A 24,722-nucleotide genomic window follows, 5' to 3' on the forward strand; every position below is an offset into this window, starting at 1 on the left:
TCTCTCTTCCTGACTGGAGTTTGCCGGACGGCGCATGTTGGTTTGCATCCCGACCTCACGCTCGAGTCCAACCCGGTTGCGAAACATAGGCGAAGACACGAAGAGGTTGCCCAGCATGCCCTACACCGAATTGTCGATTCCTGCGTTGGTGCGCGCGCGTGCCGCCGAGCACGGCGACGCCACGGCGTACACGTGCATGGACGCAGCCCTGGACGGAACCGGCTTCGCTGAAAGCCTGACGTGGTCACAGGTCTACCGCCGGTCGCTGGTCGTGGCCGAGGAACTGCGCCGGGTCGGCACGACGGGTGATCGCGCGGCGATCCTGGCCCCGCAGGGCCTCGACTACATCGTCGGCTTCCTCGGCGCGCTACAGGCAGGCTTCATCGCAGTTCCGCTGTCAGTGCCCCAGTTCGGCGTTCACGATCTCAGGGTTGCTTCCACACTGCAGGACAGCGCCCCGGTCGCGCTGTTGACGACCTCATCGGTCGTCGCCGACGTCAACAAGTACGCGAGTGGCCAGCGCGGCCGACAGGGACCTGCGTTGATCGAGGTCGACCTGCTCGACTTGGATTCCACGCGCGACCTCGACACCACCGACCATTCCGGCCTCGGCGCGGCGTACCTCCAGTACACGTCCGGCTCCACCAGGACTCCGGCGGGAGTGATGGTCACGCACCGCAATGTCACGGCCAACCTCGACCAGGCGGTGCAGGACTATTTCGACTACAACGGCCAGACTCCCGAAGGCACCGTGATCGTGTCCTGGCTGCCCTTCTACCACGATATGGGCCTGATCATGGGTGTCTGCGCACCGGTGGTCACCGGACGCCCCGCGGTGTTGATGAGCCCGCTGGCGTTCCTGCGTAAACCCGCGAGCTGGATTCAGCTTCTTGCCAGCCATCCTCACTCCGTTTCCGCGGCGCCCAACTTCGCATTCGACTTGGCCGTCCGGCGGACCTCCGATGCGGACATGGCGGGTCTGGACCTCGGTGGAGTGCAGGCCATTCTCAGCGGTGCCGAGCGCGTCGCCAGCGCCACGGTGAAGCGGTTCAACGGGCGGTTCGCCCCGTTCGGCCTGCAAGGGCATGTGATCCGCCCCTCCTACGGCTTGGCCGAGGCGACGCTCTACGTGGCCACGCCGCCACCCGGCAGGGCCGTCAAGACGGCCCGCTTCGACCTCGCGCAACTGTCGGCCGGCCTTGCCCGCCCCTGCGTCGGGGGCCGCGACGGCACCACCGAGCTGGTGAGTTACGGCGCGCCTCGCGCCTGCATGATCCGCATCGTTCGCCCGGAGACCGGCATCGAGCAGCCCGCGGGTGCCATCGGCGAGATTTGGGTGCACGGGGACAACGTCGCCCAGGGCTACTGGCGCAAACCGGAGCTGAGCGCGCGCACGTTCGACGCACGGATCACCGATCCTTCAACGGGAACACCGGCCGCGAGCTGGCTGCGCACCGGGGACCTGGGAGTCATCTCCGACGGCGAGCTGTACATCATGGGGCGCCTGAAAGACCTGTTGATCGTCGATGGCCGCAACCACTATCCCGACGACATCGAGACGACGATCGGGGAGATCACCGGAGGTCGCGTCGCCGCGATCGCCGTCGAAGACGACGACACCGAGAACCTCGTCGCGATCATCGAGCTGAAGCAACGCGGCTCCGTCGATGAGCATCCCGAGCGGCTCGACGTGGTGAAACGCGAAGTGTCCACGGCGCTCTGGCGGTTACACAATCTTCGTGTCGGTGACCTCGTGCTGGTGTCGCCCGGTTCGATCCCGATCACCACCAGCGGCAAGATCCGCCGGTCGTCATGTGCGGACCTGTATCGACAGGGCGAGTTCGACCGGCTGGACATCTCGGTATGACGTCGTGGGGTCATTTCGAACCCGAACTGCGAAACTGGCTTGTCGACTACCTCGTCACCAATATCGGCTGCAGCCCCGACCAGATCGACCTCGACACACCCCTCAACGAACTGGGCGTGGGATCGCGCGACGCGGTGGTGCTGTCCGGTGAACTGTCGGAGTTGTTGCGCCGACCGGTCTCACCGGTGGACTTCTGGCAGAACCCGACCATCAACGCGTTGGCTCACGCGCTGCTCCACCCCGATCTGGAGCCGGCGGTCGGCTCATCGCCCGGCACCGCGGGCGGCTCGCTGAACGAGCCGATCGCCGTCATCGGGCTGGGCTGCCGACTGCCGGGGGACATCCATGGACCCGATGCGCTGTGGGACTTCCTGACCGCAGGACGCTCCGCGGTTTCAACTGTGCCCGACGGGCGGTGGCAGGCATTCGATGACGGCTCATCGGAGGCGGCCGCGGCATTGGCCCAAACCACCCAGTGGGGCTCGTTTCTGAGCGACATCGCCGCCTTCGACGCCGAATACTTCGGTATCGCGCCGCGCGAAGCAGACCGCATCGACCCGCAGCAGCGGTTACTGCTCGAGGTCGCGGTCGAAGCGCTCGAACACGCAGGCATCCCGGCCGAATCGCTGCAGCGTTCGCAGACCGGGGTGTTCGCCGGCGCATGTGTCAGCGAATACGGCTACCTGGCCGCGCGTGACCTGGGCCAGATCGACGCCTGGACGGGTACCGGCGGTGCCCTGAGCATCATCGCCAATCGGCTCTCCTACTTCCTGGACCTGCGTGGACCGTCGCTCACCGTGGACACCGCCTGCTCCTCCTCGCTCGTCGCGGTGCACCTGGCCTGTCAGAGCCTGCGCACCGGCCAATCCGAGCTGGCGATCGCCGCAGGGGTGAATGTGTTGCTTTCGCCTGCCATCACGCGCAGCTTCGATGCCGCGGGAGCGATGTCGCCGACCGGCGCCTGCCATGCGTTCGACGCCGCCGCCGACGGGTTCGTCCGCGGTGAGGGTTGCGGCGTCGCGGTGCTCAAGCGGCTCTCCGACGCGCAGCGTGACGGAGACCGGGTACTCGCGGTCGTCCGCGGCTCGGCCGTCAACCAAGACGGTCGATCCAATGGACTGATGGCTCCGAACCCGGCCGCGCAGGCCGCAGTCTTGCGGGCCGCCTGCGCCGATGCGGGCGTCAAGCCCGCCGAGGTCGCCTACGTCGAGGCGCATGGGACCGGAACGTTGCTCGGTGACCCCATCGAAGCCCGCGCCCTCGGCGCGGTCTACGGGCGCGGACGGCAACCCGACGCGCCGCTGCTGGTCGGCGCCGTGAAAACCAACCTCGGCCACCTGGAAGCAGCCGCGGGCATCGTCGGGCTGATCAAGGCAGCCCTGGCGGTGCAACGCGGCGCAATTCCAGCCAACCTGCACTTCGAAACCCCCAACCCGCACATCCCCTTCGGCGAGCTCCGGCTGAAGGTGGTCGACGAACCGACCGAATGGGCGGCGACCGGACACCCGCGCCTCGCAGGCGTTTCGTCGTTCGGCTTCGGCGGAACGAACGCGCACGTGGTCCTCGAGCAGGCCCCCAAGGTGCGGGTGCAGGAGCCCACGGTGGCCCCTCAGGTGACCACTCTGGTCGTCACCGGAAAGAACCACGAGCGCCTGACCGCGATGGCGACGACGTTGGCCGACTGGATGGCCGACGCAGGGGCGCTGGTGCCGCTGGCCGACGTCGCGCACACGCTCAACCATCACCGGAGCCAGCACCCGACTTTCGCCACCGTCTGTGCGGTCGACCGCGCAGACGCCATCGCCGGACTGCGTGCGGTCGCCGCAGGCGAACTCGCGACCGGCGTGGTCGGTCTCCACCAGGGGCCGTGCGGATCCGGCACCGTGTTCGTGTATTCGGGTCAGGGTTCGCAGTGGGCCGGGATGGGCCGACGCCTGCTCGCCGCCGAACCGGCGTTCGCCGCCGCTGTCGGCGAGCTGGAGCCGGATTTCGTTGCCCAGGTGGGGTTCTCGCTGCACGACGTGCTGACCACCGGACAGGAACTCGTCGGAATCGAGCGAATCCAGCCGGTGCTGGTGGGCGTGCAGCTTGCACTGACCGCATTGTGGCGTACGTACGGGGTCGAGCCGGACGCCGTGATCGGACATTCGATGGGTGAGGTGACGGCCGCCGTGGTGGCGGGCGCCCTTACTCCGGCGCAGGGCCTGGAGGTGATCGCGACCCGTTCGCGGTTGATGGCCGAACGCGCCGACAGGGGCGCGATAGCGCTGCTGGAGCTCGATGCGCCGGCCGTCGAGGCGTTGATCGCCGAATTTCCAGGTGTCACGGTGGCGGTCTATGCCTCACCGCGCCAGACTGTGGTCGCCGGGCCGACCGAGGCCGTCGACGCCGTCGTCGCCAGGGCGATTGCGCAGAATACGTTCGCCCGCAGGGTTAACGTGGATGTGGCGTCCCACCACGCGATGATGGATCCGATCCTGCCGGAGTTGAAGGAGGCCTTGGCCGGCCTTACGCCGAGGTCTCCGCTCATCCCGGTCATCAGCACGGTCGAGAACGCCGGTGCCGCACCGCTGTTCGACGCCGACCACTGGGCTGCCAACCTGCGCAACCCAGTCCGGTTCAGCCATGCCGTCGCCACCGCAGGCGCCACCGCATGCACGTTCGTCGAGATCAGTCCACATCCACTGCTCACCAAGGCGATTTCGGACACGCTCGCCGAGCCGGTCACGGGCAACGCGCATCACCACAGCCTCGGCACGTTGCAGCGCGACGCTCACGACACCCTTGAATTTCACACGAACCTCAATGCGACACATACCGTCCGTCCACCGCACGGTGAACATCCCGCCGAGCCGCACCCGGCCATTCCGGTTGCCCCGTGGCGCCACGCCCGGCACTGGATGGACATCGCACCGGCGTTGTCCATCAACGGATTTGGGGGTCGCCGCGCAGACCGACCCTCGGCGGGCGAAACCAGCCCCGTCTCGACGGACTGGCTGTACGAGCCGACCTGGCCCATCCAGCCGCTTCCCGCTGCCGACACTGTGAGCGTGGGTCCATGGCTGGTCCTCGGTGACACCGCCCTCGGTGCCGAATTAGGAAGTGTTCCTGGCCTACCTGCGGACTGGAGCGCCGACCGGGCCGCATTGCGCACCGCGCTGGGTGAGGTGGACAACGTGGTATTCGCGCCGACCGCTAACACGCTCATGGGCGCAACCATTGACGTCCCGTCGGCATACGCGTTGTTCAATGAGGCGAGAAGTCTTGTCGAAGAACTACTTTCGATGACCGTACCGCCGCGGCTGTACTTCGTCACCCGCAACGCCCAGCCGGTCGCCGAAGGCGATCGCGCCAATCCGGCACACGCGGTGCTATGGGGTCTGGGCCGCACACTTGCGTTGGAGCACCCTGAGATCTGGGGTGGCGTAATCGATGTCGATGACGCCGTGCCTGCCGTCTTGACGGCGCGGTACGTGCTGACCGAGGCGCAACCACGACCCGGTGAGCAGGAGGACCAGGTCGTCTACCGGACAGGAGCCCGGCACGTGCCGCGGCTACGACGGCATACTCCTCCGGCGGCGCAGAACGGTCTGCTGGGCAAGGACACCGCCCACCTGGTGATCGGCGCCACCGGTCGCATCGGGCCGCACCTGATCCAACAGCTCGCCGACATGGGCGCCGGAACCGTCGTCGCGGTCTCGCGAAATCCCGGCGGGCGGCTCGACGAACTGGCCCGCCGGCTATCGGCAGAGGGAACGACGCTGATCACGGTGGCGGCCGACGCAGCAGACGAGACCGCGATGGCGGCACTGTTCGGCCGTTTCGGCACCGACCTCCCGGCTCTGGAGGGCATCTACCTCGCGGCCTTCGGCGGAGGACCGGTCGCGCTGTCCGACATGACCACCGACGATGTCAACGCCATGTTCGATCCGAAGCTTGGTGCGCTCGGCGTGCTGCACACCCTTTCGTTGCGAACCGCCGTTCGCCATTTCGTGTTGTTCTCGTCGATCTCGGGACTGCTCGGCTCGCGCTGGCTCGCCCACTACACGGCGACCAGCAACTTCCTTGACACCTTCGCCTACGCCCGACGCAACATGGGTCTGCCTGCTGCGGTGGTGAACTGGGGATTGTGGAAGTCGCTGGCGGAGGGGCAAACCGATGCGAATCAGGTCATGTCGAACTCGGGGCTCGTGCCAATGCCCGACGAGGTGGCCATTCGCGCGCTGTCGTTGGTGATGGCTTCCGACGCGCCGCTGCGGTGCACCGTCGCAGACGTGGATTGGCCGCTGCTCGCCGCGGCCTACCGCACCCGCGGAGCGCTGCGCATCGTCGATGACGTGTTGGCGGGCGAGCTGGCCGCCCAAGCGGAGGAGCCGACCCCGGAGAGCGAGTTCGCCAAGGCGATGCGCGAGTGCACACCGGAGCGGCGTCGCGACCTGCTGGCCGACCATATCGGTGCGTTGGCATCGGACGTCCTGGGGTTGCCTCCCACCGCGACCCTGGACCCGGCGGCCGGATTCTTCCAACTCGGGATGGACTCTCTGATGAGCGTGACGCTTCAGCGCAGCCTCGGCGCGAGTTTGGGCATCACGCTGCCGGCGGCGGTCATCTACGAGTACCCGACCATCGCGCGTCTCACCGACGCACTATGCACGCGCATGGGCTACGTGACGGCGACCGAAATCCCGGCGACGGCTCGATCCGGCCTGGGCGCCCGAGCCCAGCAGCGCGCCAAGGCCCGCCAGGAAGCTGCTGCCGGCAGACGGAAAGGACGAGCTTAGCTATGGACTCCGATGTGACGACCGGTTCGAATGACCTGCCGCCCAACGCGATTGCGGTCATCGGAATGGCCGGGCGGTTTCCCGGCGCAGACTCGGTGACTACGTTCTGGGACAACCTGCGTCGCGGTGAGGAGTCCATCGCCACGCTGTCCGAGGATGCGCTTGCCGCTGCCGGAGTGAGTGCCAAAACCCTGGCCGATCCGGCGTATGTGCGGCGTGCGCCGCTGCTCGACGGGACCGAGGAGTTCGACGCGGAATACTTCGGGATGACTCCGTACACCGCCGCGATGATGGACCCGCAACAGCGGCTGTTCCTGCAGACCGCGTGGCACGCCTTCGAGGATTCCGGGTACGACCCCGCCACCTTCGACGGAGCGATCGGCGTGTTCGCCGCCAGCACCGCCAGCGGCTACCTGATGAACAACCTGATGTCGCACCGTGATCCCAAGGCGCTCGTCGGCGAAGGCATCACCGTCGAGATGTTCAACCTGGTCTTGCTGAACGACAAGGACTACCTGGCGACGCGGGCGTCGCACCAGTTCAATCTGCGTGGACCGAGTATCTCGGTGCAAACCGCCTGCTCGTCATCGCTGGTGGCAGTACACCTCGCCTGCCAGAGCCTGCTGTCGGGCGAATCCGACATGGTGCTGGCCGGTGCGGCCTCCATTCGGGTGCCGCATCATGTCGGCTACACCTACGAACCCGGGGCGATGGTGTCGGCCTCGGGTCACTGCCGACCGTTCGACGTGCGGTCCGACGGCACCATCTTCGGCAGCGGGGTCGCGGCGGTGATACTCAAGCCGCTGGCGGCAGCGCTCGACGACGGCGACCGCATCCACGCCGTCATCCGCGGATCGGCGATCAACAACGACGGCTCGGTCAAGATGACCTACGCGGCACCTGCGCTCACCGGCCAGGCGGAGGTCATCGCCGAAGCGCATGCCGTCGCCGGTGTCGACTCCTCGACCATCGGATTCGTGGAGACCCACGGAACCGGAACCCCACTGGGTGATCCGATCGAAATCGAAGCCCTGCGACAGGCTTTCGAGGTTTCTGACCTGGATCGACCGGGCCCGTGCGTGCTGGGTTCGGTGAAGTCGAACATCGGTCATCTGGATGCGGCATCCGGCGTCACCGGCCTGATCAAGACGATTCTCTGCCTGGAGAACAAGGCGATTCCGCCGACCGTGCACTACACCGCCCCCAACCCCGAGCTGCACCTCGAGAAGACGCCATTCGTGGTTGCGAACACCTACACACCCTGGGAATCCGACGCACCGCGCCGTGCCGGGGTGAGCTCTTTCGGTGTCGGTGGCACCAACGCGCACGTCGTCCTCGAGGAGGCGCCACGCACCTCCGTGACCGCGCCCGCCAGCGGCCCGCAGGTGCTGCTGTTGTCGGCGCGCACCGCCGAGTCCCTGCAGGATGCCAGGGCCGCGCTCGCCGCCGAACTGTCCCGGCACTCACGCGACGAAGACCCGTCGCTGCCCGATGTGGCGTTCACGCTTGCGGGTCGGCGGGCCTACGAGGTCCGGATGGCGGCCGTCGTTGCCGACCGCGCCAACGCCACCGCCGTGTTGACCGCCCCGCCGGACCAACAAGAACACGAGAATGTTTCGGTCGGCCAGTGTCCGCCCGGCATCACGCCCGGCGCGCAGCGGGTGGCGTTCCTGTTTCCCGGGCAGGGCGCGCAGCACGTCGGCATGGCCCACGACCTCTATGACGCCGAACCGGTGTTCCGCGAGGCCTTCGATCGGTGCGCCGCTGGATTCGGCCAGGAACTCGGCATCGACGTGGTGGCCGAGGTGTTCGACGGGGCAGGCATGGAGTCCACCGATCTGGCCCAGCCGGCGCTCTTCGCAGTGGAATACGCGCTGGCGCAGCTGGTCATGGCGTACGGGGTCACCCCGGCGGCATTGGCGGGTCACAGCATCGGCGAGCTGGTGGCCGCCACCCTGGCCGGGGTCTTCGACTTGGAGACTGCGCTCAAGGTGGTGTCGATGCGCGCCCGCCTGATGCACGCCGCGCCGGCCGGCGCCATGGTCGCGGTGGCCGCCGCCCCCGACGACATCGCCGAGCACATGACGCCCGACGTGGACCTCGCCGCCATCAACGAATTCGGCAATTGCGTGGTGGCCGGTTCCCAGGAGGCCATCCGTGCCTTCACCGATAGCCTTGCCGCCGCGGGCATCCTGGCCCGGCGGGTCCGAACCTCGCATGGTTTCCATTCGCGATCGATGGACTCGGTGCTCGCTCCGTTCGAGGAGTACCTGTCCACCGTCACGCTGCACGCGCCCCGAATCCCGATGCTGTCCAACATAACCGGCACGTGGATGACCGCTGAGGAGGCCACCGATCCCCACCGCTGGGCGAAGCACATCCGGTCCACCGTGCGGTTCGCCGATGAGCTTGCCGAACTGCTCGTCGATGGGCACCGGGTGCTCGTGGAGGTAGGGCCGGGCGGCAGTTTGACCGGATCGGCCGTCCGCCTGCCCGGGTGGTCGGAAACCCACCGCGCGGTTCGCCTGATGCGGCACCCGTTGCAGAGCAGGAATGACCGCGACGTTTTTCTGCTCGGACTCGGCCAATTGTGGTCGGCCGGGGTCGACGTCGACTGGACGGCGCGCCACGGCCATCGGCCGCATCTAGTGACGCTGCCCGGCTATGCCTTTGCGCGGCAGCGCCATTGGATCGAGCCCGCCGCCTTCGTGCGATCGGGCGATGTTTCTGCGTCAATCGTCACGGCAGCGAAATCACTACCGGACGGGGGGCAACCCGCCCTCGCCACCGACGCCCGCTCGCAGATGCTGGCGACGCTGCAGCGAATCTGGTCGCAGTGTCTGGGCGTCGAGTCGGTCGCGGCGGGCGACAACTTCTTCGAACTGGGCGGCGACTCGCTCTTGGCGATCGGCGTTGCGATGACCGCGGCACACGAAGGTGTGGAGCTCACCCCGCAGGACCTGTACGACCATGACAGCCTTGGCGCGTTGGCCGACACCCTGGTCGCCCGATACGCATCCGGCGGTCTGGGCGGCCAGCCCACCGACGAGCTGAATCCACCTGTTCCGCCGAACATCCTGCGCTTCCTCGACAGCGGGTTGGCCGAACCCGGCCGCTGGCGGACGCCGTTGGTGTTGCGCATCGACCCGTCCGTGAGTGCAGAGGATGCCACCGCCGTCATGACTGCGGTGGTCAACCACCATGACGCGTTGCGGATGCGGGTCGCCGACCGCGCGGGGGTGTGGGAGCAGCACATCAGCGAACCTGCCGACTATGCAGGGCTGACGCAACACACGCTGCCCGCAGATGCGTTGCCGGGCAACGATGTTGAGCGAGAGGCGCTTTCGACCATCGTGTCCGACACGATTGGGGCACAGGACCTCGACAGCGCGCCGTTGACGGGCACCTTTGTCGTCGACGCGCAGGGCTCCCCCCGGTTTCTGGTGCTCACCTTGCACGGAATGGTCGACGACTCGAAATCACGCGAGATCCTGGTGACCGACCTGTTGACCGCGTTCGCGCAACGACTGGCAGGCAGCGAGATCACCTTGGAACCGGCCACCACGGACTGGCGAGAGTGGTCACGGCGCTGTGCGGCGCTGGCCGCTCACCCCGCGGTGCTCAACCGACGCAACTATTGGATCGACCATGCCGCGATGGCGACGGTGAGCCTGGCCGGCCCCCAGCTCGATGCCGGGCACGGCGGGGCGCCTGGGGCCGCGGACCTGACCAGACTGGCCACCGCATTGACCCCCGAGCAGACCTCGCAGGTCGACAACGCCCGCCGAATCTCCCAGGCGTCGACCGAGGAGATTCTGTTGGCCGCGCTGGCGCGCATCCTTGCGATCATCGTCGGTGACGGCGTCGCGACGGTCGACCTCGCCGGTGCCGGGCGATCGGTGCTTCGGCCGGAGGTCGACGTACGCAGAACGGTCGGGTGGTTCTCCGCGATCCATCCGATCGCCCTGCCCTGCATGGACATCCCGGGGGCCAGCGCGGCTCAGCTGCTGGCCGAGGTGAGCCGGACCGTCAGGGCCGTGCCGCACCACGGCATCGGGTACGGGCTCCTGCGCTACCTGCACGCGCCGACCGCAGAGCTGCTGAAGGCCACGCCCACGTCGGAAATCTTCTTCTCCTATCTCGGCATGCTCCCCGAATGGAAGGAGACCGGTGCGGCGGTGCAAGTCGATGGCGACACCGAGCTGACGATCCGGCAGACCCTGCCGGGGTTGGGCCATCTGCTCGAACTGCGGGCCTATCGACACGGCGGCGTGCTTCACGTGGACTGGTGGTACGACCGCCGACGGGTGCCCAGCGGCATCGCCGAGGCACTCGCGGAACGGTTCGGTGCCACGCTGATCGCCCTGATCGAGGACGCGGTTGCGGGCGACGAGGGCGGTGACGGCGCCGAAGCGGAGGACGAAGCACTCGCGCTGGTGGACCTGTCGGCGGCCGTTCTCGACGACGATGAGTAGGTAGGGAAGCGATGTCACAGTCCGACAAGGGTGTGGAACTCGAAGGCATCGGCAAGTCGTTCGGTTCGGTTTCGGCGTTGCGCGACATCACCTTCGACGTAGGCCGCGGTGAGGTGGTCGGGCTGTTGGGACCCAACGGCGCAGGCAAGACCACAACGGTGGAGATCCTTTCGACGCTGACAACGCCGGATCGCGGACGCGCCAGCGTGGCGGGTCATGACGTGGTCTCCGACCCGGCGATGGTGCGCCGTTCGATCATGCTCACCGGCCAGCATGTCGCGCTCGACGACATGTTGACCGGATACGAGAACCTGGTGATGTTCGGCCGGTTGCAGGGGTTGGACAAGTCCAGCGCTGCGGCGAGGGCCGGTGTTCTGCTGCGCGAGTTCGACCTGGAGGACGCCGCGGGCCGTCGGGTGAGTACGTATTCCGGCGGCATGCGCCGGCGCGTCGATATCGCCTGCGGGCTGGTGGTTCGTCCCGAGGTGGTCTTCCTCGACGAGCCGACGACGGGACTGGATCCGCGCAGCAGGCAAGCCATCTGGGAGTTGGTGACCACCTTCAAGGACGCGGGCATCGCGACATTGCTGACCACCCAATACCTCGAGGAGGCGGACGCGCTGAGCGACCGGATCATCGTGATCGACCACGGCAGCATCGTCGCGCAGGGCACCGCCGACGAACTCAAGGAGCGCACCGGAGGCACCTACTGCGAGATCGTGCCCCGCAACCCGGATGACCTGCCCGCGTTGGTCGAGGCGCTGGGCACGTTGGTGCCGGCCGCCAGTCGGGCCGCGATCAGCCCGGAGTCCGATCGGGTCAGCCTGCCCGCGCCGGACGGACCGGCCATGCTGACCGCGGCTCTGTTGCGCGTGAATTCGGCGAACATCGAGCTGGCCGACGTCATGTTGCGCAGGCCATCGCTGGACGACGTATTCCTGTCGCTGACCGGAACCGCGGCCACCGACCACGCAGCAGAACGCGAGGTCGGTGAGGTCTACTCGTGACGGCGTCGATTGCGTCAATGCCGTTGACCACGACGCGGCCTGCCCCGTCGCCGGCGCAGCAATGGTGGGTGCTGACGACACGGCTGATCACCCCCACATTGCGCAACGGCGAGGTGGCGGTGGGCGTGGCTGTCTCGGTGGCGGCGACCGCGAGTCTGTACATCCCACTGAACCGGCTCATGGACGCGCCCGACCTGGGGGCGAGCAGCTACGCGCAGTACCTGCTACCGCTGATCGTGTTGCAGGCCATCGCGTTCGCATCGATCTCCACCGCCTATCGCGCCGCAACCGACTCGATCCAGGGGATCAACCGCCGTTTCCAGTCGTTGCCCATCGCGCCGCTGATTCCGTTGTCGGCCCGCATCAGCGCGAGCCTCTACCGTTGTGTGATCGGGCTCGTCGTGGCGCTGGCATGTGGCTATGTCATCGGCTTCCGATTTCACCGGGCGCCGCCCGCCATCGCGGCGTTCTGTCTGTTGGTACTGCTCACCGGTTTGGCACTGGCGTTCTTGGCAGATGTGATCGGCACCAACTCGCGGAATCCCGCGGGAACCGCGCAGTGGCTGCTGTTGCCGCAGTTGATCTTTGGCTTCCTGTCGGTGGGAATTCAACCGCTGGAGCGGTTTCCCGGATGGATTCAGCCGATCGTCCATCATCAACCCATCTCCCGGATCGTGGACGCTTTGCACGCGTTGGCCGGTGACTCGGTGCCGGGCGCGACACCGGTCACCTGGTCGGTCATCGGACCGGCCGTGGCCTGGGTGGTCGGCGTGATCGCCCTGACCCTGCCCTTCGCCATCGCGGTGTACCGGCGGAGAACCTGATGACGGTGATCGTCGGCGTGCCCCGTGCCACGCGAGCCGAACCGGAGCGCCTGCTGCCGCAAACCGTGGTGCTCACCCGGCGCCTGCTCATCAGGTCGGTGCGCAACCCCATGACTCTGGTCCACGCCCTGCTGCTGCCGGTGGCGTTCCTGCTCACACTCAAGGTCGTCTTCGGCGACTCGATCACGTCGATCACGGGCCAGGACGGGCTGTACCGCAGCGTGCCGCTGGTGGCGCTGGTGGCGACGATGTCAGGGTCGACGACGGCCGTGGTGGGCATCAACGCCGAGCGGCTCGACGGGTTTCTCGGCCGGTTGTGGGCGCTACCCCTGCACCGCGGCGCCGGACTACTGTCGCGGCTGGCCGCCGAGACCATCCGGGTGCTCGCCACAACGCTGGTGATCCTCGGCGCGGGCGTAATCCTCGGGTTCCGTTTTCACCGCGGTGTCGCCGCTGCGCTGCTGTGGGTGTCGGTGCCGGTGATCTTCGGCATCGCATTCGCGGTGCTGGCCACGACCGTCGCGCTGTATTGGTCGAAAGCTGTTCTGGTGGAGGCGATGCAGCCCGTCATCATTCTCGGTGCCACCTTCTGCACGGGGTTCGTGCCGTTGGAACAGTACCCCGACTGGGTCCAGGCGTTCGTCCGGTTCCAGCCGATGTCACCGGCCGTCGACGCGATGCGGGGGCTATCGGTCGGTGGTCCGGTGTGGTGGCCGATGATCACCACGTTGCTGTGGTTCGCCGGGATCCTCGCGGTGTGCCTTGGGCCCATCATGGTGGGCTACCGCAGGGCGAGCACCAGTCGGTGATTCCGGCGCCACGTCGAGAGGAAGGGTTCACGGTGTTTGGTTCATCGCCGATCCGCCATCTATCGCCCAGCGAGGAGTTCTTCGCCCAAGCCGAGAACTTCATCGGTATCACCCTGACTCTGCGCGGACCGGTCGACGTGGGCGCGATGTCGGAGGCGTTCGAGACGCTGTGTCAGGTGTACCCGGCCCTTGCCGGTCACCTCGAACGAGACGCCGACGGCAGACACCAAATCATGGTCGACGACTACGAGCATCCGGGGATGTGGCTCGAGAAGATCGACGACACGGCTGCCCGGCGGCTGCCGGCCCAGTCCCGGGCGCTGGTCGAGCTGCGGCTGCGTCAAGGCGACGAGCGCTCCGAACTCACCCTCTACACCCACCACGCGCTGGCCGACGCACACCACCAGTTCGCTCTGTTGGAGAAGTTGTTCGGCTGGTATACCGACATCGTCACCGGCGCCGGTGTCCCGCCGGTCAAGGCCGAACCCATTCCGGAGTCGTTGGAGGCGGTACTCTCCGAGCGCGGTATCGGCAAGCTTGCGCGATTCGGTCTGGAGCGCTATCTGCCTGCGATGTTCGCCTACGAGCTACCCGCGTCCAAGCGGAACGCGGGACGCATCGACCCCCGGCCGGTTCTCGTACCGTCGGCCAGCTGCCGGCTCTCCCGTCCGGAAACCCAGAGCCTGCTCGACATCTGTGCCGCCCACCGGATCAGTCTCAATTCTCTGGTCGCCGGGGCGATCCTGTTGGCCGAGTGGACCATCCGGGATGCCCCGCACCTGCCCATCCCGTACATGTACCCGGTCGATCTGCGTTTCTTTCTGACCCCGCCGGTCGGTCCCACCCAGGCCACCAATCCCGTGGGAATGGCGATGTACCTGGCCGAGATTCACCCGAACACCGACATCATGGAGCTGGCGCGTGACATCGTCGACGCGTTCCGCACCGACCTGGCCGACGGCGTGATTCAACAGTCGTTCCTACACTTCGGCCTGCAATACCAGGGGAATCCGCCGGGGCTGCCCGACGTCGTGATGACCACCGACGGCGGAGAATTGCCACCGGTACGCACCCCGCCCGGGCTGACGGTCGAGGAGTATGACGTCGAAGTGTTGTTCGCGTCGACGTCGGCGGGCGTCGACATGTATTCCGCCGCAACGTATGACGGTCGGTTGGTGATCACCTATCACAGCCACGGACCGGAACCCGATTCCTACGTGCGCGAAATTCACGAACTCCTGGCTGCGATCCCGTCGCGGTACGCATGGGCGACGGAATAGCAGAACGAGCTCAGCCCACCTCGGCGAGTAGTTCCTTCAAGCCGATGGCGAAGCCGTCGGCCAGTTCCGACAGGTCGGGCAGCAGCGCCGGGCACGAGATCAGGCTGACGTGGAGTTTCCCGTTCACCGACCACATCGTGATGTTGAGTCCCGAACCGTGCATGACTGGACCGAACGGGTAGACCGCAAGTACCTCGGCACCCAGGAAGTAATCCGTCTGTGGTCCCGGCACATTGGACACCACCAGGTTGTACATCGGGCGGAACTGGGTCAGCCGCGCGTACACCCGCTTCGCGATGCCGAGGACGATGGGGCCGAGCAGCTGGCAGAAGTCTTGCAGCAGAGTGGCATCGATCGCCGAAGCGTGTTCCTTGGCATGGGCGGTCACTGCTGCGAGGGCCCTCAGCCGCGCCACGGGGTCCGCGATCTGTGTCTGAAGTCGGGCGAACATGCCCGACACCTGGTTTCGCCCCTGGCCCAGTGCAGGTTCGTGCACCGACACCGGCACCAACGCGACCAGGGAGGGCTCCGGCAACTCGCCGCGGTCGAGCAAAAACTGGCGTATCACCCCGCTGGCGAGCGTCATCGCCACGTCGTTGACGCTGACCCCGAAGTGGTTCTTGACCCGCTTGACGTCGTCGAGGTCCAGCCGTGCGAAGGCGACATTGCGCTGCGCGGTGAGCCGGCCGTTGAGCCGGGTGCGCGGGGCGGTGAACGGTGCGGCCATCGCGCTGCCGCGCGCCGCGCGACGAATGGAGTCGACCGCCGCTCTGATGGCCGCGGGCAGCACGGTGACGACAAGGTGCAGTGGTCGGCTCGCGAACCGGGTCAGCCCGCCGACGGCCAACTGCAGGCGCGTGGGGGCCGCCGCCGCCGCGACCGGTTCCGGCGGCGGCGAATCGGGTTCGGCGCTACACAACTGCGAAAGCAACTTGGCGTAGGTCACCCCGTCGGCCGCCGAGTGGTGCACCTTGAACAGGACGGCCAGCCGTCCGCCGACGACGCCCTCGATGATCCACAGCTCCCACAGCGGTCGGCGACGATCGAGAGGCAGACCCGCCAGACGCCCGGCCAGCTCGCTGAGTTGGGCCCAGCCGCCGGGTGCGCCAAGGGTGATTCGATGCACGTGGCGGTCGATGTCGAAGTCGGCGTCCTCCACCCAGACGGGATGATCGACGTTGCCGAATCGTTCGGACGGCTTCTCCCGCAACGCCGGTATCGCGCGCACCCGCGCCGCCAACGCGTCACGGAAACGCTCGTAGGCATAACCACCCGGAATGCTCGCCGGATCGAGTTCCAGCACCGAAAACACTTGTAAGGGCTGCGTTGCGGTTTCGAGGTAGAGCATGCTGGCGTCGAGTCCGCTCAGCTGCTGCCATGTCCGCACTCCATGACACTACGTCCCCGCCGGTCCCCGGCTCCCATCTACGATTACGGCCGGATGACCAGCGCCGTGTGAATCCCTTGCCGGTCGGCATATCATCCCGATCGGAGTTGGCGATGGTCGCGTTGATCACCGGGGCGTCGACCGGGATCGGCGCAGAGTTCGCCCGCCAGTTCGCCGCCCGGGGCCATGACCTCGTCGTGATTGCTCGCAGTGCGGACAAGCTGAACGAGATTGCCGCGCAACTGCGAGCGGCGCATGGCGTGCAGGTCACGGTACTGGCGATGGACCTGTCGCTCCCCGATGCTGCGGCGGAGCTGTGGCAACGGACGGATGGCCTGGGCCTCGAAATCTCCGTGTTGGTCAACAACGCCGGTTTCGGTACCCACGGTGACGTCGCCGACGTCGATCCGCGGCGCCTCGAGGACGCGGTCGAGCTCAATTGCCGCACGGTTGTCGGCACGACCGCCCGTTATCTGCCCCAGATGCGAGCAAGGGGTGCGGGAACGATCATCAACGTGGCGTCGATCGCGGCGTTTCAGCCGTTGCCCAAGATGGCGGTCTATGGTGCGTCCAAGGCCTTCGTGTTGTCCTTCACCGAGGCGCTCTGGGCCGAGGAGCGCAAACATGGGGTTCGCGTCCTGGCGGTGTGTCCCGGGCTGACGGATACTCCGTTCTTCGGTTTGGCGGGCGACGCCGCGGCCGCCGCCGCATCCGGCTCCGCGGCACGGGCGCTGACCCGCACCCCCGCGCAGGTCGTCGACAGCACCATGCGCGCGTTGCCGGGTCGCAAACGCAGCCTCGTCGACGGTGCCGCCAATGCGCTCGTGGCGCGCGTTGTCACCAGGGTGCTGCCGAGGCGACTGGCGATCGCGGTGTCCGCGCGGTTGGTCGGCGGCTGACTACCCGGACCCGGCCGCCAGCGTCTCGGTCAGATGCCCGGCCAGCGCACGCGGCGTGCTGTAGGTGACGATGGTCTTGGGCGTCACGCGGATACCCGTCTGCGTCTCGATGTGGGTGCGCAATTCGAGGGTGCCCAACGAATCCAGGCCGTGATCGGCGAACGAACGATCGGGGTCGACTGCGCGTCGCAGGATCAGCCCCGTCTCGTCGGTGACCAGTCGACGCAAGCGGTTGGGCCATTCATCATGGGCGAGTTCTGCGAGTTCGGCCAGTACGGTGGGGATCTCGGCGCCGTCACCGCCGTTGGTGTCGCGGAACGACTCGGCGAACGGGCTCCGTGCCGCCAGCGCGGTGAGCAAGGGCATGCCGGTCAACGGCAGGTAGCCGGTGTACCCACGATCGTGACGCAGCAGCGCCCGGAATGCGTAGCCGCCGTCTTCCGGACTGATCATCGTCACGTCACCGCGTTGTGCCATACCGGTGCCACGACCGATGTCGGCCCAGGCGCCCCAGGCGATCGCGGTGGCCGGAATGCCTTGGCTGCGTTGCCATGACGTGAACGAGTCCAGCCAGCTGTTGGCCGCCGCATAAGCGCCCTGGCCGGGCGAGCCCAGCAGCGCGGCGGCCGAGGAGAAGTTGCAGAACCAGTCCAGCGGCTGCCCGGCGGTCGCCTGATGCAGATACCATGCGCCGCAGACCTTCGGTGCCCAGTCCCGTTCGACGAGTTCGTCGGTGATGTTGTCCAGGGTGGCGTCGTCGACCACCGCCGCGGCATGCAGGACACCGCGCAGTGGAAGTCCGGTTGCGGTCGCGGCGCTGACAAGTCGTCGCGCGGTGTCCGGGTCGGCGATGTTTCCGCACTCCACCACGACGTCTGCGCCGTTGCTGCGGAGCCGCGCAATTGTCTTCTGCGCCTGTGGGTTCGGTTGAGATCGAGAGGTCAGCACGATTCGTCCACATCCGCCGGAGGCCATCACCGCCGCCAAGAACAGCCCCAAGCCGCCAGCCCCACCGGTGACCAGGTACGACCCGTCGCCGCGGAAGACCGGGGCCCGGTTCGGCGGCATCGCCACCCGGATGGATCCACTCCTCGGCACCGAGAGGACGAGTTTGCCCGTGTGCTCGGCGGCGCTGATCGCCCTGATCGCGGTGGCCGCCTCGGTCAGCGGATACACCGTGTGCTCGGGTATCGGCAGCACACCGTCGCCGACCAATTCGTAGACCTTGCGCAGCAGTGCCCCAATGAGTTTCGGCGCGCCGGTGGTCATCAGGGCCAGGTCGGCGTAGAAGAACGTCAGGTTCCGCCGGAACGGATAAAGGTCGAGGCGCGTGTGCTCGTAGACGTCCCGTTTGCCGATCTCGACGAAGCGACCGCCGAAGGCCAGCAACTCGAGTCCGGCGCGCTGTGCCGGTCCGGTCAACGAATTGAGCACCACGTCGACGCCGTATCCATCGGTGTCGCGGCGGATCTCTTCGGCGAAATCGGTTGAGCGTGAATCGTATACGTGCTCGATCCCCATGTCCCGGAGCAACTGGCGCCGGCCCGCGCTGCCTGCCGTGGCGAAGATCTGGGCACCGGCCGTGCGGGCGATCGCCATCGCGGCCTGACCGACACCGCCGGTCGCGGAGTGGATGAGCACACGGTCGCCGGGCCCGATCCGGGCCAGGTCGTGCAGCCCGTACCAGGCCGTGCCGTATCCGGTGGACACCGCGGCGGCCTGCTCGGCGGTCAGGCCGGCAGGCAGCGCCGCGACCAGGCGTACGTCACAGGTGACGTATGTGCCCCAGCAGCCGCCTGCGCCGAACCCGCCGACCTCGTCGCCGACCCGATGCTCGGTGACCCCGGGGCCGACGGCGGTCACCACACCGGCGAAGTCCAGGCCGAGTTGCGGCTGCTTGCCGTCGATCGTCGGGTAGCGGCCGAATGCTGCCAGCACGTCGGCGAAATTGATGCTGGAGGCGTTCACCGCGACCTCGACCTGTCCGGCCGCCGGGGCCGGCCGCGCGGCGGCGACCAACTCGAGCGTCTGCAGGTCGCCAGGGGTGCGTATCGGTAGCCGCATACCGTCCGATCCGGGGTCGACGAGGGCGCTCCGCCGTTCCTCGGGTCGCAACGGGCTTCGCCGCAGCCGCGCCGAGTACCAGGTGCCCGCGCGGCAAGCCGTTTCGTCCTCGTCCGAGCCGCTCAGCAACACCCGAGCCAACTCCTGGGCGGACGTCTGGGAGTCGACGTCGAGCTGCGTCGGACGCAGCTGAGGTTGCTCGGCGCCGAGCGCACGGAGCAGCCCACGCACGCCTCCGTGGTGAAGGTTGACCCGATCCTCGGGCGTCACGGCCTGCGCGTTGCGGGTGACGACGTACAACCGCGGCGGCGCCGCGTCGGCGTCGGCCAGTCCACGCGCGACGCCGACGATGTGCGATACCAGTTCGCGGCCGCGCACCAGGCACGCCTGCGCCGGCTCGCCGTCCGGCTCCGCCGTCACGATCACCACACCCGTCAGCCCGTATGGGGTGACGTCGTCGGCGCCCAACTGCGCCGTCCGGCACTGGGCGCCGGCGGCCACCAGCGCATCGCGCAAGTCTGTTGCGAGGGGATTGGCGGCCGCGGTGACCACGACCCACGAGCCGGGCGCGCCCGTCGGCGCACCAGGCAGCTCTCGCGGCTCCCACTCCACGGTCAGCAGTCGGTCGGCGAGTACCCGTTCGCGTTCGCCGGCCTTGCTCGCGCCACTGCCCATCCGGAGCGCGTTGACCTCGAGGACCACCTCCCCGGCGCCGTCCAGCACTTCCAGGTCCGCCTCGAGCGCCGTGGCATCGGCCTTGGTGACGGTGACCAGGCAGTAGCGGGCGTCGCGGCCCGGCCCGAAGCGCCGCAGTCGACCGACACTCAACGGCAACAACAGACCGCCCTGGCCGACGCGCCGGTCGCCGCCCAGGAGGTGCGCGGCCACGGATTGGAAGCAGGCGTCCAGCACCGCGGGGTGGATGCCGTAGCCGGACTGCTCAGCCCGGATACCGGCCGGTGCCTCGATCTCGGCCAACAGCGTGGCACCGTCGGCCGCGGTGTGCACGCTGGTCAGCCCGGTGAAGGCGGGACCGAACGCGATACCCCGCGCGGCCAGTGCCAGCCGGACCTCGTCGCCACTGCCGTTGAGTGGGTGCGCGGCCAGCAGCCCGCTCAGGTCGCGGCGGGCAGGCCGGCACCCGTCGGCGACCGCGTGCAGGCGGGCGGCGGCGCGCCTGACCCGCTCGCCGGCTCCTTCTCCCGAGTCGGTCTGCACGGCGAACGCCGCGACACCGGGCGCATCCAGCGACGCGACGGCGGCGACCTCGGTGCGAGCGTCGAGCAGCAGCAGGTCTTCGAACCGGATGTCGCGCACTTCCGAACCGTCGGGGAAGAGCAGTTCGGCGGCCGCAAGGGCCAATTCGCAGTGGGCGGCTCCCGGCAGCGCCGCGACGTCGTGCACCCGATGGTCGCTCAGCCACGGCAGCGCAGCAGTTCCGATATCGGTTTGCCAGGCGTGCCGTTCGGGTTCCTCCAACAGCCGAACGTGTGCGCCGAGCAGGGGATGGACTGCCACCAGGTGGCCTTGGCTCTTCTCGTCGGCGCGGGCGAGCAGGAGTTGGCGGTGAGACCACGTCGGCAATGGCGCGTCAACCAGTCGACCGCCGGGGTACAGCACGGCGAAATCCACGGCGGCACCGGCGCAGTGCAGATCGGAGACGACGTCGAGCAAGCCGTGCGGTGACGGTTGGTCGCGCCGCAGGCCGGCCAGCGCGGCTACCGGGGTGTCGATCCCCTGGGCGGTCTGTTCGACCGCGCGGGTCAGCAGGGGGTGCGGAGCCAACTCTGCGAAGACCCGATGGCCGTCCTGCAACGCGGCCTGTACCGCCGCGGAGAAGCGGACCGTCTGACGCAGGTTGTCCACCCAGTAGTCCGGATCGCACAACGGCATCGCCCGCTGATCGGGCCGGGTCGACGAGTAGAAGGGAATCGCCGGACTTGTCGGGGTGAGCTCCGCCAGCGCGGAAGCCAGGTCCGCCAGGATCGGGTCCACCTGCGGTGAGTGGGACGCCACGTCGACGGCCACTTCGCGCGCCATCACCTCGCGCTGGTCCCAGGAGGCGACGAGGTCGCGGATGGTCTGGGTTTCGCCGCCGATCACGGTGGTCTGCCGGGACGCCACCACGGCCACGACGACGTCGTCGATGCCGCGGCTGGTCAGTTCGTCACGCACCGTCTGCTCGGGAAGCTCCACCGACGCCATCGCGCCGGACCCGGACAGGCGCGCCAACAGCGCGGAGCGTCGACAGATCACCCGCACGCCGTCCTGCAGTGACAGCGCCCCCGCGACGACGGCTGCGGCGACCTCGCCCATGGAGTGCCCGATCACCGCGCCCGGCCGCACGCCGTACGCCGCCACCGTGGTGGCCAGGGCCACCTGCATCGCGAACAGCGTGGGCTGGACCCGATCGATGCCGGTCACCGTCTCGGGAGCCGACATGGCCTCGGTTACCGAGAACCCGGACTCCCGCGCGATCAGCGGCTCGATGCCGGCCACGGTCTCGGCGAACACCGGCTCGGTGTGCAGAAGGTCCGCGCCCATGCCTGCCCACTGCGACCCCTGCCCGGAGAACACCCATACCGGGCCGCGGTCATCCTGTCCGACCTGCGCCGGGTACTGCGTGTCGCCGGTGTCGGCGATGTCACGCAGGGCCGTGACCAGAGCCTTGACGTCGTCGGCGATCACCGACGTGCGTACCGTTCGGTGACCGCGCCGGCGCGCCAGCGTGTATCCCACGTCCGCCAACGCAACCGGTTCCGGGCGCCCGTCCAGCCAGTCGGCGAGCCGCCCGCAGGTACGCCGCAGTTCGTCGGCGGAACTCGAGGACAGCGGGATCAGCAAGGGACGCTCGTCCGCGGGTGCGGACGGGTCCGCGGATCGGGGCTCGGGCGCCTGCTCGACGATGGCGTGCACGTTGGTGCCGGAGATCCCGTAGGACGACACCGCCACGCGCCGCGGTCCAGCGTGACCGCCGGGCCACGGCGTGGCGTGCCGCGGCACCACCAGCCCGGTCTCGATCTGCGCGAGCGCCTCGGGCAGGCGCTCGAAGTGCACCATCGGCGGGACGATGCCGTGTTGCATCTCGAGGATCGCCTTGATCAGACCCACCGTTCCCGCGGCGGACTCGGTGTGGCCGAAGTTGGACTTCGCCGAGCCGAGCAGGACGGTGCCGGTGCGGCCGTAGGTCCGGGCGAGGCCTTCGAACTCGATCGGGTCACCTACCGGGGTGCCGGTGCCGTGCGCTTCGACCGCGCCGACCGTGTCGGCGTCGACGCCGCCCGCGGCCAGCGCCGCGCGGCACGCCGCGACCTGCGCATCCGCCGATGGCGTCGCGATGTTCCTGGTCCGGCCGTCGGAATTGGCCGCCGTTCCGCGGATCACGGCGAGAATGCGGTCACCGTCGCGGAGCGCGTCCGGCAGCCGCTTGAGCAGCACCACCGCGCACCCCTCGGAGCGCACGAACCCGTCGGCCGACTCGTCGAACGCCCGGCACCGCCCGGTCGGCGACATCATGCCCTGCCCGGAGGCCCACACCGTGGTCTCCGGCTGGAGGATCACCATGCAACCACCGGCCAGGGCGAGGTCGCTCTCTCCTCCGTCGAGGCTGCGACACGCCATGTGCACGGTCAACAGCCCCGAGGAGCATGCCGTGTCGACCGTCACCGCCGGGCCGTGCAGGTTCAGCGCATAGGCCACCCGACCCGAGGCCATCGCCGACGCCAAGCCCGTGTAGCCGTACTCGCCGGCCTCCAGGGTGATCCGCATGTAATCGTCGTGCGACAGACCGAGATAAACGCCCGTCATCGAGTCCGACAGCGAGGACGGCGCGATCCCGGCGTGCTCGATGGCCTCCCAGGAGGTCTCCAGCAGCAGCCGGTGTTGCGGATCGATCGCGGCCGCCTTCGCGTCGTCCAAGCCGAAGAACGGAGCGTCGAAACCCCCGACGTCGTCCAGGAACGCACCCCAACGGGACACCGACCGACCCGGCACGCCACGCTCGGCATCGAAGTACTCGTCGGCGTCCCACCGGTCCGCCGGAACCTCGGTGACGAGATCGTCACCGCGAAGCAAGGCCTCCCACATCTGCTCGGGTGACTCGATGCCGCCCGGTAGGCGGCAGGCCATTCCAATGACTGCGATCGGCGTGACCATGGGCTGAGCCACTGGGAATCCTTCATGTTCGGATGTGTCCCTGGGACCAGTCGCCAAGCTGGTCCAGCACAGCGACGGGCGTCGGCGGCAGCCGCCCCTGGGGCGCGCGAGGGTCGTCTCGCACGGTCTAGGGCAGAGCCTAGCTGACGCTCGCGTAAAAACGTTTCCGGGTTTTTCCGACCGGCGTGAACGTATCCCCAGGTCCGGAATGCATACGCAGGGCAGACGTTGGACAGTTAGGTGATGGGTATGTCGGCAGTCGAGGGACTCCGCTTCGTGGCGGTGAGCCAGCACGACGCGCTGGCCGCGCCGCTGCTGGCCGAGCTCGCCGTGGAGTACTCCGACCGGTACGGCAGCACCGAGCAGCGGGTCATGAAGTGGCTGCTCGAGGAGTACCCCGCCGACGACTTCGCGCCGCCGGACGGCGCGCTGCTGGTCGGGCTGCTCGACGGCATCCCCGTCACCGGCGGCGGGTTCAGGCGATTCGACGACACCAGAGCTGAACTCAAGCGCATGTGGACCGACAGCGGGCACCGGCAGCGGGGCTATGGCAAGGCGATGCTCGCCGAACTCGAGCGCGAGATCGCGGCCCGGGGCTACCGCAGCGTCTACCTCACGACCGGCGACCGTCAGCCCGAGGCCGAAGCGCTCTACCTGTCATCCGGATACGCCCGGCTCGCCGGGCCCCTGCCCGCCGCGAGCGAGGGCTATCCGATCGCCTTCGAGAAGAGGTTGCGATGACCGGGCGCCTACACCTCGTTCCACGTGTCCAAAGCGATTGCCACACTTGACTTCGTCGTCCGGGCATACTCTGCGGGATCATCTCGGCCTATAGGCTGACCCAAGGTGCCGCGGCGACACCGGAGGTGGAGATGGCCTTGACACAGCCGGCGGTGGGGTTTCTGCTCCTCGCCGCGGCCGTGCTGACGGCGATTCTCGGCTTGGCTTCGCGTGTCTACATCGGCCGCAGACGCAAAACCAAACCGGTACAGGCCATGGTCCGGACCTTCCGCAAGACCGGCATCGCCCGGCTGCTGTTCGGCCGCTTCGACAGTGACGTGCTCGACGACGACGAACTCGACAGCATGATCCTGATGCCCACCGTCGTAGTGGCCTGCGGCCTCTGTCTTACGGCGTTGTTCCTGCTCGGCTACAACACGCTGGCCTGATCGCC

Annotated in this window: 12 protein-coding genes; 10 read left to right on the forward strand and 2 right to left on the reverse strand. The window is 68.1% G+C overall.

Translation table 11 applies throughout. The features are described 5' to 3' along the window. Positions 1 to 115 precede the first annotated feature (115 nt). Genes BST47_RS04905 through BST47_RS04935 form a run of 7 tightly spaced genes read left to right on the forward strand, consistent with a single transcriptional unit; the run spans position 116 to position 15,043 of the window. The gene (locus BST47_RS04905) at positions 116 to 1,867 is read left to right on the forward strand and encodes an AMP-binding protein (protein WP_083124083.1); all 1,752 of its coding nucleotides are present in this window, start codon (positions 116 to 118) and stop codon (positions 1,865 to 1,867) included. After that, positions 1,864 to 6,648 carry a type I polyketide synthase gene (locus BST47_RS04910; RefSeq protein WP_083124084.1) on the forward strand — a complete coding sequence of 1,595 codons (4,785 nt, stop codon included), beginning with the start codon at positions 1,864 to 1,866 and terminating at the stop codon, positions 6,646 to 6,648. The genes BST47_RS04905 and BST47_RS04910 overlap by 4 nt, the downstream gene beginning before the upstream one ends. 2 nt (positions 6,649 to 6,650) lie before the next feature. Then, positions 6,651 to 11,123 (forward strand): type I polyketide synthase, encoded by a 4,473-nt coding sequence (locus tag BST47_RS04915; RefSeq protein ID WP_083124085.1) that lies wholly within the window; start codon positions 6,651 to 6,653, stop codon positions 11,121 to 11,123. A gap of 11 nt (positions 11,124 to 11,134) precedes the next feature. Next, on the forward strand, positions 11,135 to 12,130 hold the full coding sequence (locus tag BST47_RS04920) for an efflux ABC transporter ATPase subunit, DrrA-related (RefSeq protein ID WP_083124086.1): 996 nt from the start codon (positions 11,135 to 11,137) through the stop codon (positions 12,128 to 12,130). Positions 12,131 to 12,147: 17 nt separating this feature from the next. Next, the gene (locus BST47_RS04925) at positions 12,148 to 12,954 is read left to right on the forward strand and encodes an ABC transporter permease (RefSeq protein WP_083124283.1); all 807 of its coding nucleotides are present in this window, start codon (positions 12,148 to 12,150) and stop codon (positions 12,952 to 12,954) included. Continuing rightward, the gene (locus BST47_RS04930) at positions 12,954 to 13,763 is read left to right on the forward strand and encodes an ABC transporter permease (RefSeq protein WP_107528852.1); all 810 of its coding nucleotides are present in this window, start codon (positions 12,954 to 12,956) and stop codon (positions 13,761 to 13,763) included. Before BST47_RS04925 ends, BST47_RS04930 begins: the two co-directional genes overlap by 1 nt. Before the next feature lie 32 nt (positions 13,764 to 13,795). Further along, on the forward strand, positions 13,796 to 15,043 hold the full coding sequence (locus tag BST47_RS04935; RefSeq protein ID WP_083124088.1) for a phthiocerol/phthiodiolone dimycocerosyl transferase family protein: 1,248 nt from the start codon (positions 13,796 to 13,798) through the stop codon (positions 15,041 to 15,043). 10 nt (positions 15,044 to 15,053) lie between these two features. On the opposite strand, the gene BST47_RS04940 is transcribed toward BST47_RS04935, so the two are convergent. Beyond that, positions 15,054 to 16,430 carry a WS/DGAT/MGAT family O-acyltransferase gene (locus BST47_RS04940; protein WP_272937628.1) on the reverse strand — a complete coding sequence of 459 codons (1,377 nt, stop codon included), beginning with the start codon at positions 16,428 to 16,430 and terminating at the stop codon, positions 15,054 to 15,056. Between the two features lie 113 nt (positions 16,431 to 16,543). On the opposite strand from BST47_RS04940, the gene BST47_RS04945 reads away from it, so the two are divergent. Next, positions 16,544 to 17,329: an SDR family NAD(P)-dependent oxidoreductase gene (locus BST47_RS04945; RefSeq protein WP_083124089.1), complete on the forward strand. Its 786-nt coding sequence runs from the start codon at positions 16,544 to 16,546 to the stop codon at positions 17,327 to 17,329. Here BST47_RS04945 and pks2 read toward each other — a convergent pair whose 3' ends face one another. After that, positions 17,330 to 23,548: a sulfolipid-1 biosynthesis phthioceranic/hydroxyphthioceranic acid synthase gene (pks2, locus tag BST47_RS04950; RefSeq protein ID WP_083124090.1), complete on the reverse strand. Its 6,219-nt coding sequence runs from the start codon at positions 23,546 to 23,548 to the stop codon at positions 17,330 to 17,332. A 243-nt stretch (positions 23,549 to 23,791) separates the two neighbouring features. Here pks2 and BST47_RS04955 point away from each other — a divergent pair, with 243 nt between their 5' ends. Both BST47_RS04955 and BST47_RS04960 read left to right on the forward strand, forming a co-directional pair. Continuing rightward, complete coding sequence (locus BST47_RS04955) at positions 23,792 to 24,289, forward strand: GNAT family N-acetyltransferase (RefSeq protein WP_083124091.1); 498 nt, start codon at positions 23,792 to 23,794, stop codon at positions 24,287 to 24,289. Positions 24,290 to 24,420: 131 nt separating this feature from the next. Beyond that, positions 24,421 to 24,717 carry a hypothetical protein gene (locus BST47_RS04960; RefSeq protein ID WP_107528869.1) on the forward strand — a complete coding sequence of 99 codons (297 nt, stop codon included), beginning with the start codon at positions 24,421 to 24,423 and terminating at the stop codon, positions 24,715 to 24,717. Positions 24,718 to 24,722 lie beyond the last annotated feature (5 nt).

Origin of the sequence: Mycolicibacterium tusciae (assembly GCF_002086795.1) — a bacterium.
GTDB lineage: Bacteria > Actinomycetota > Actinomycetes > Mycobacteriales > Mycobacteriaceae > Mycobacterium > Mycobacterium tusciae.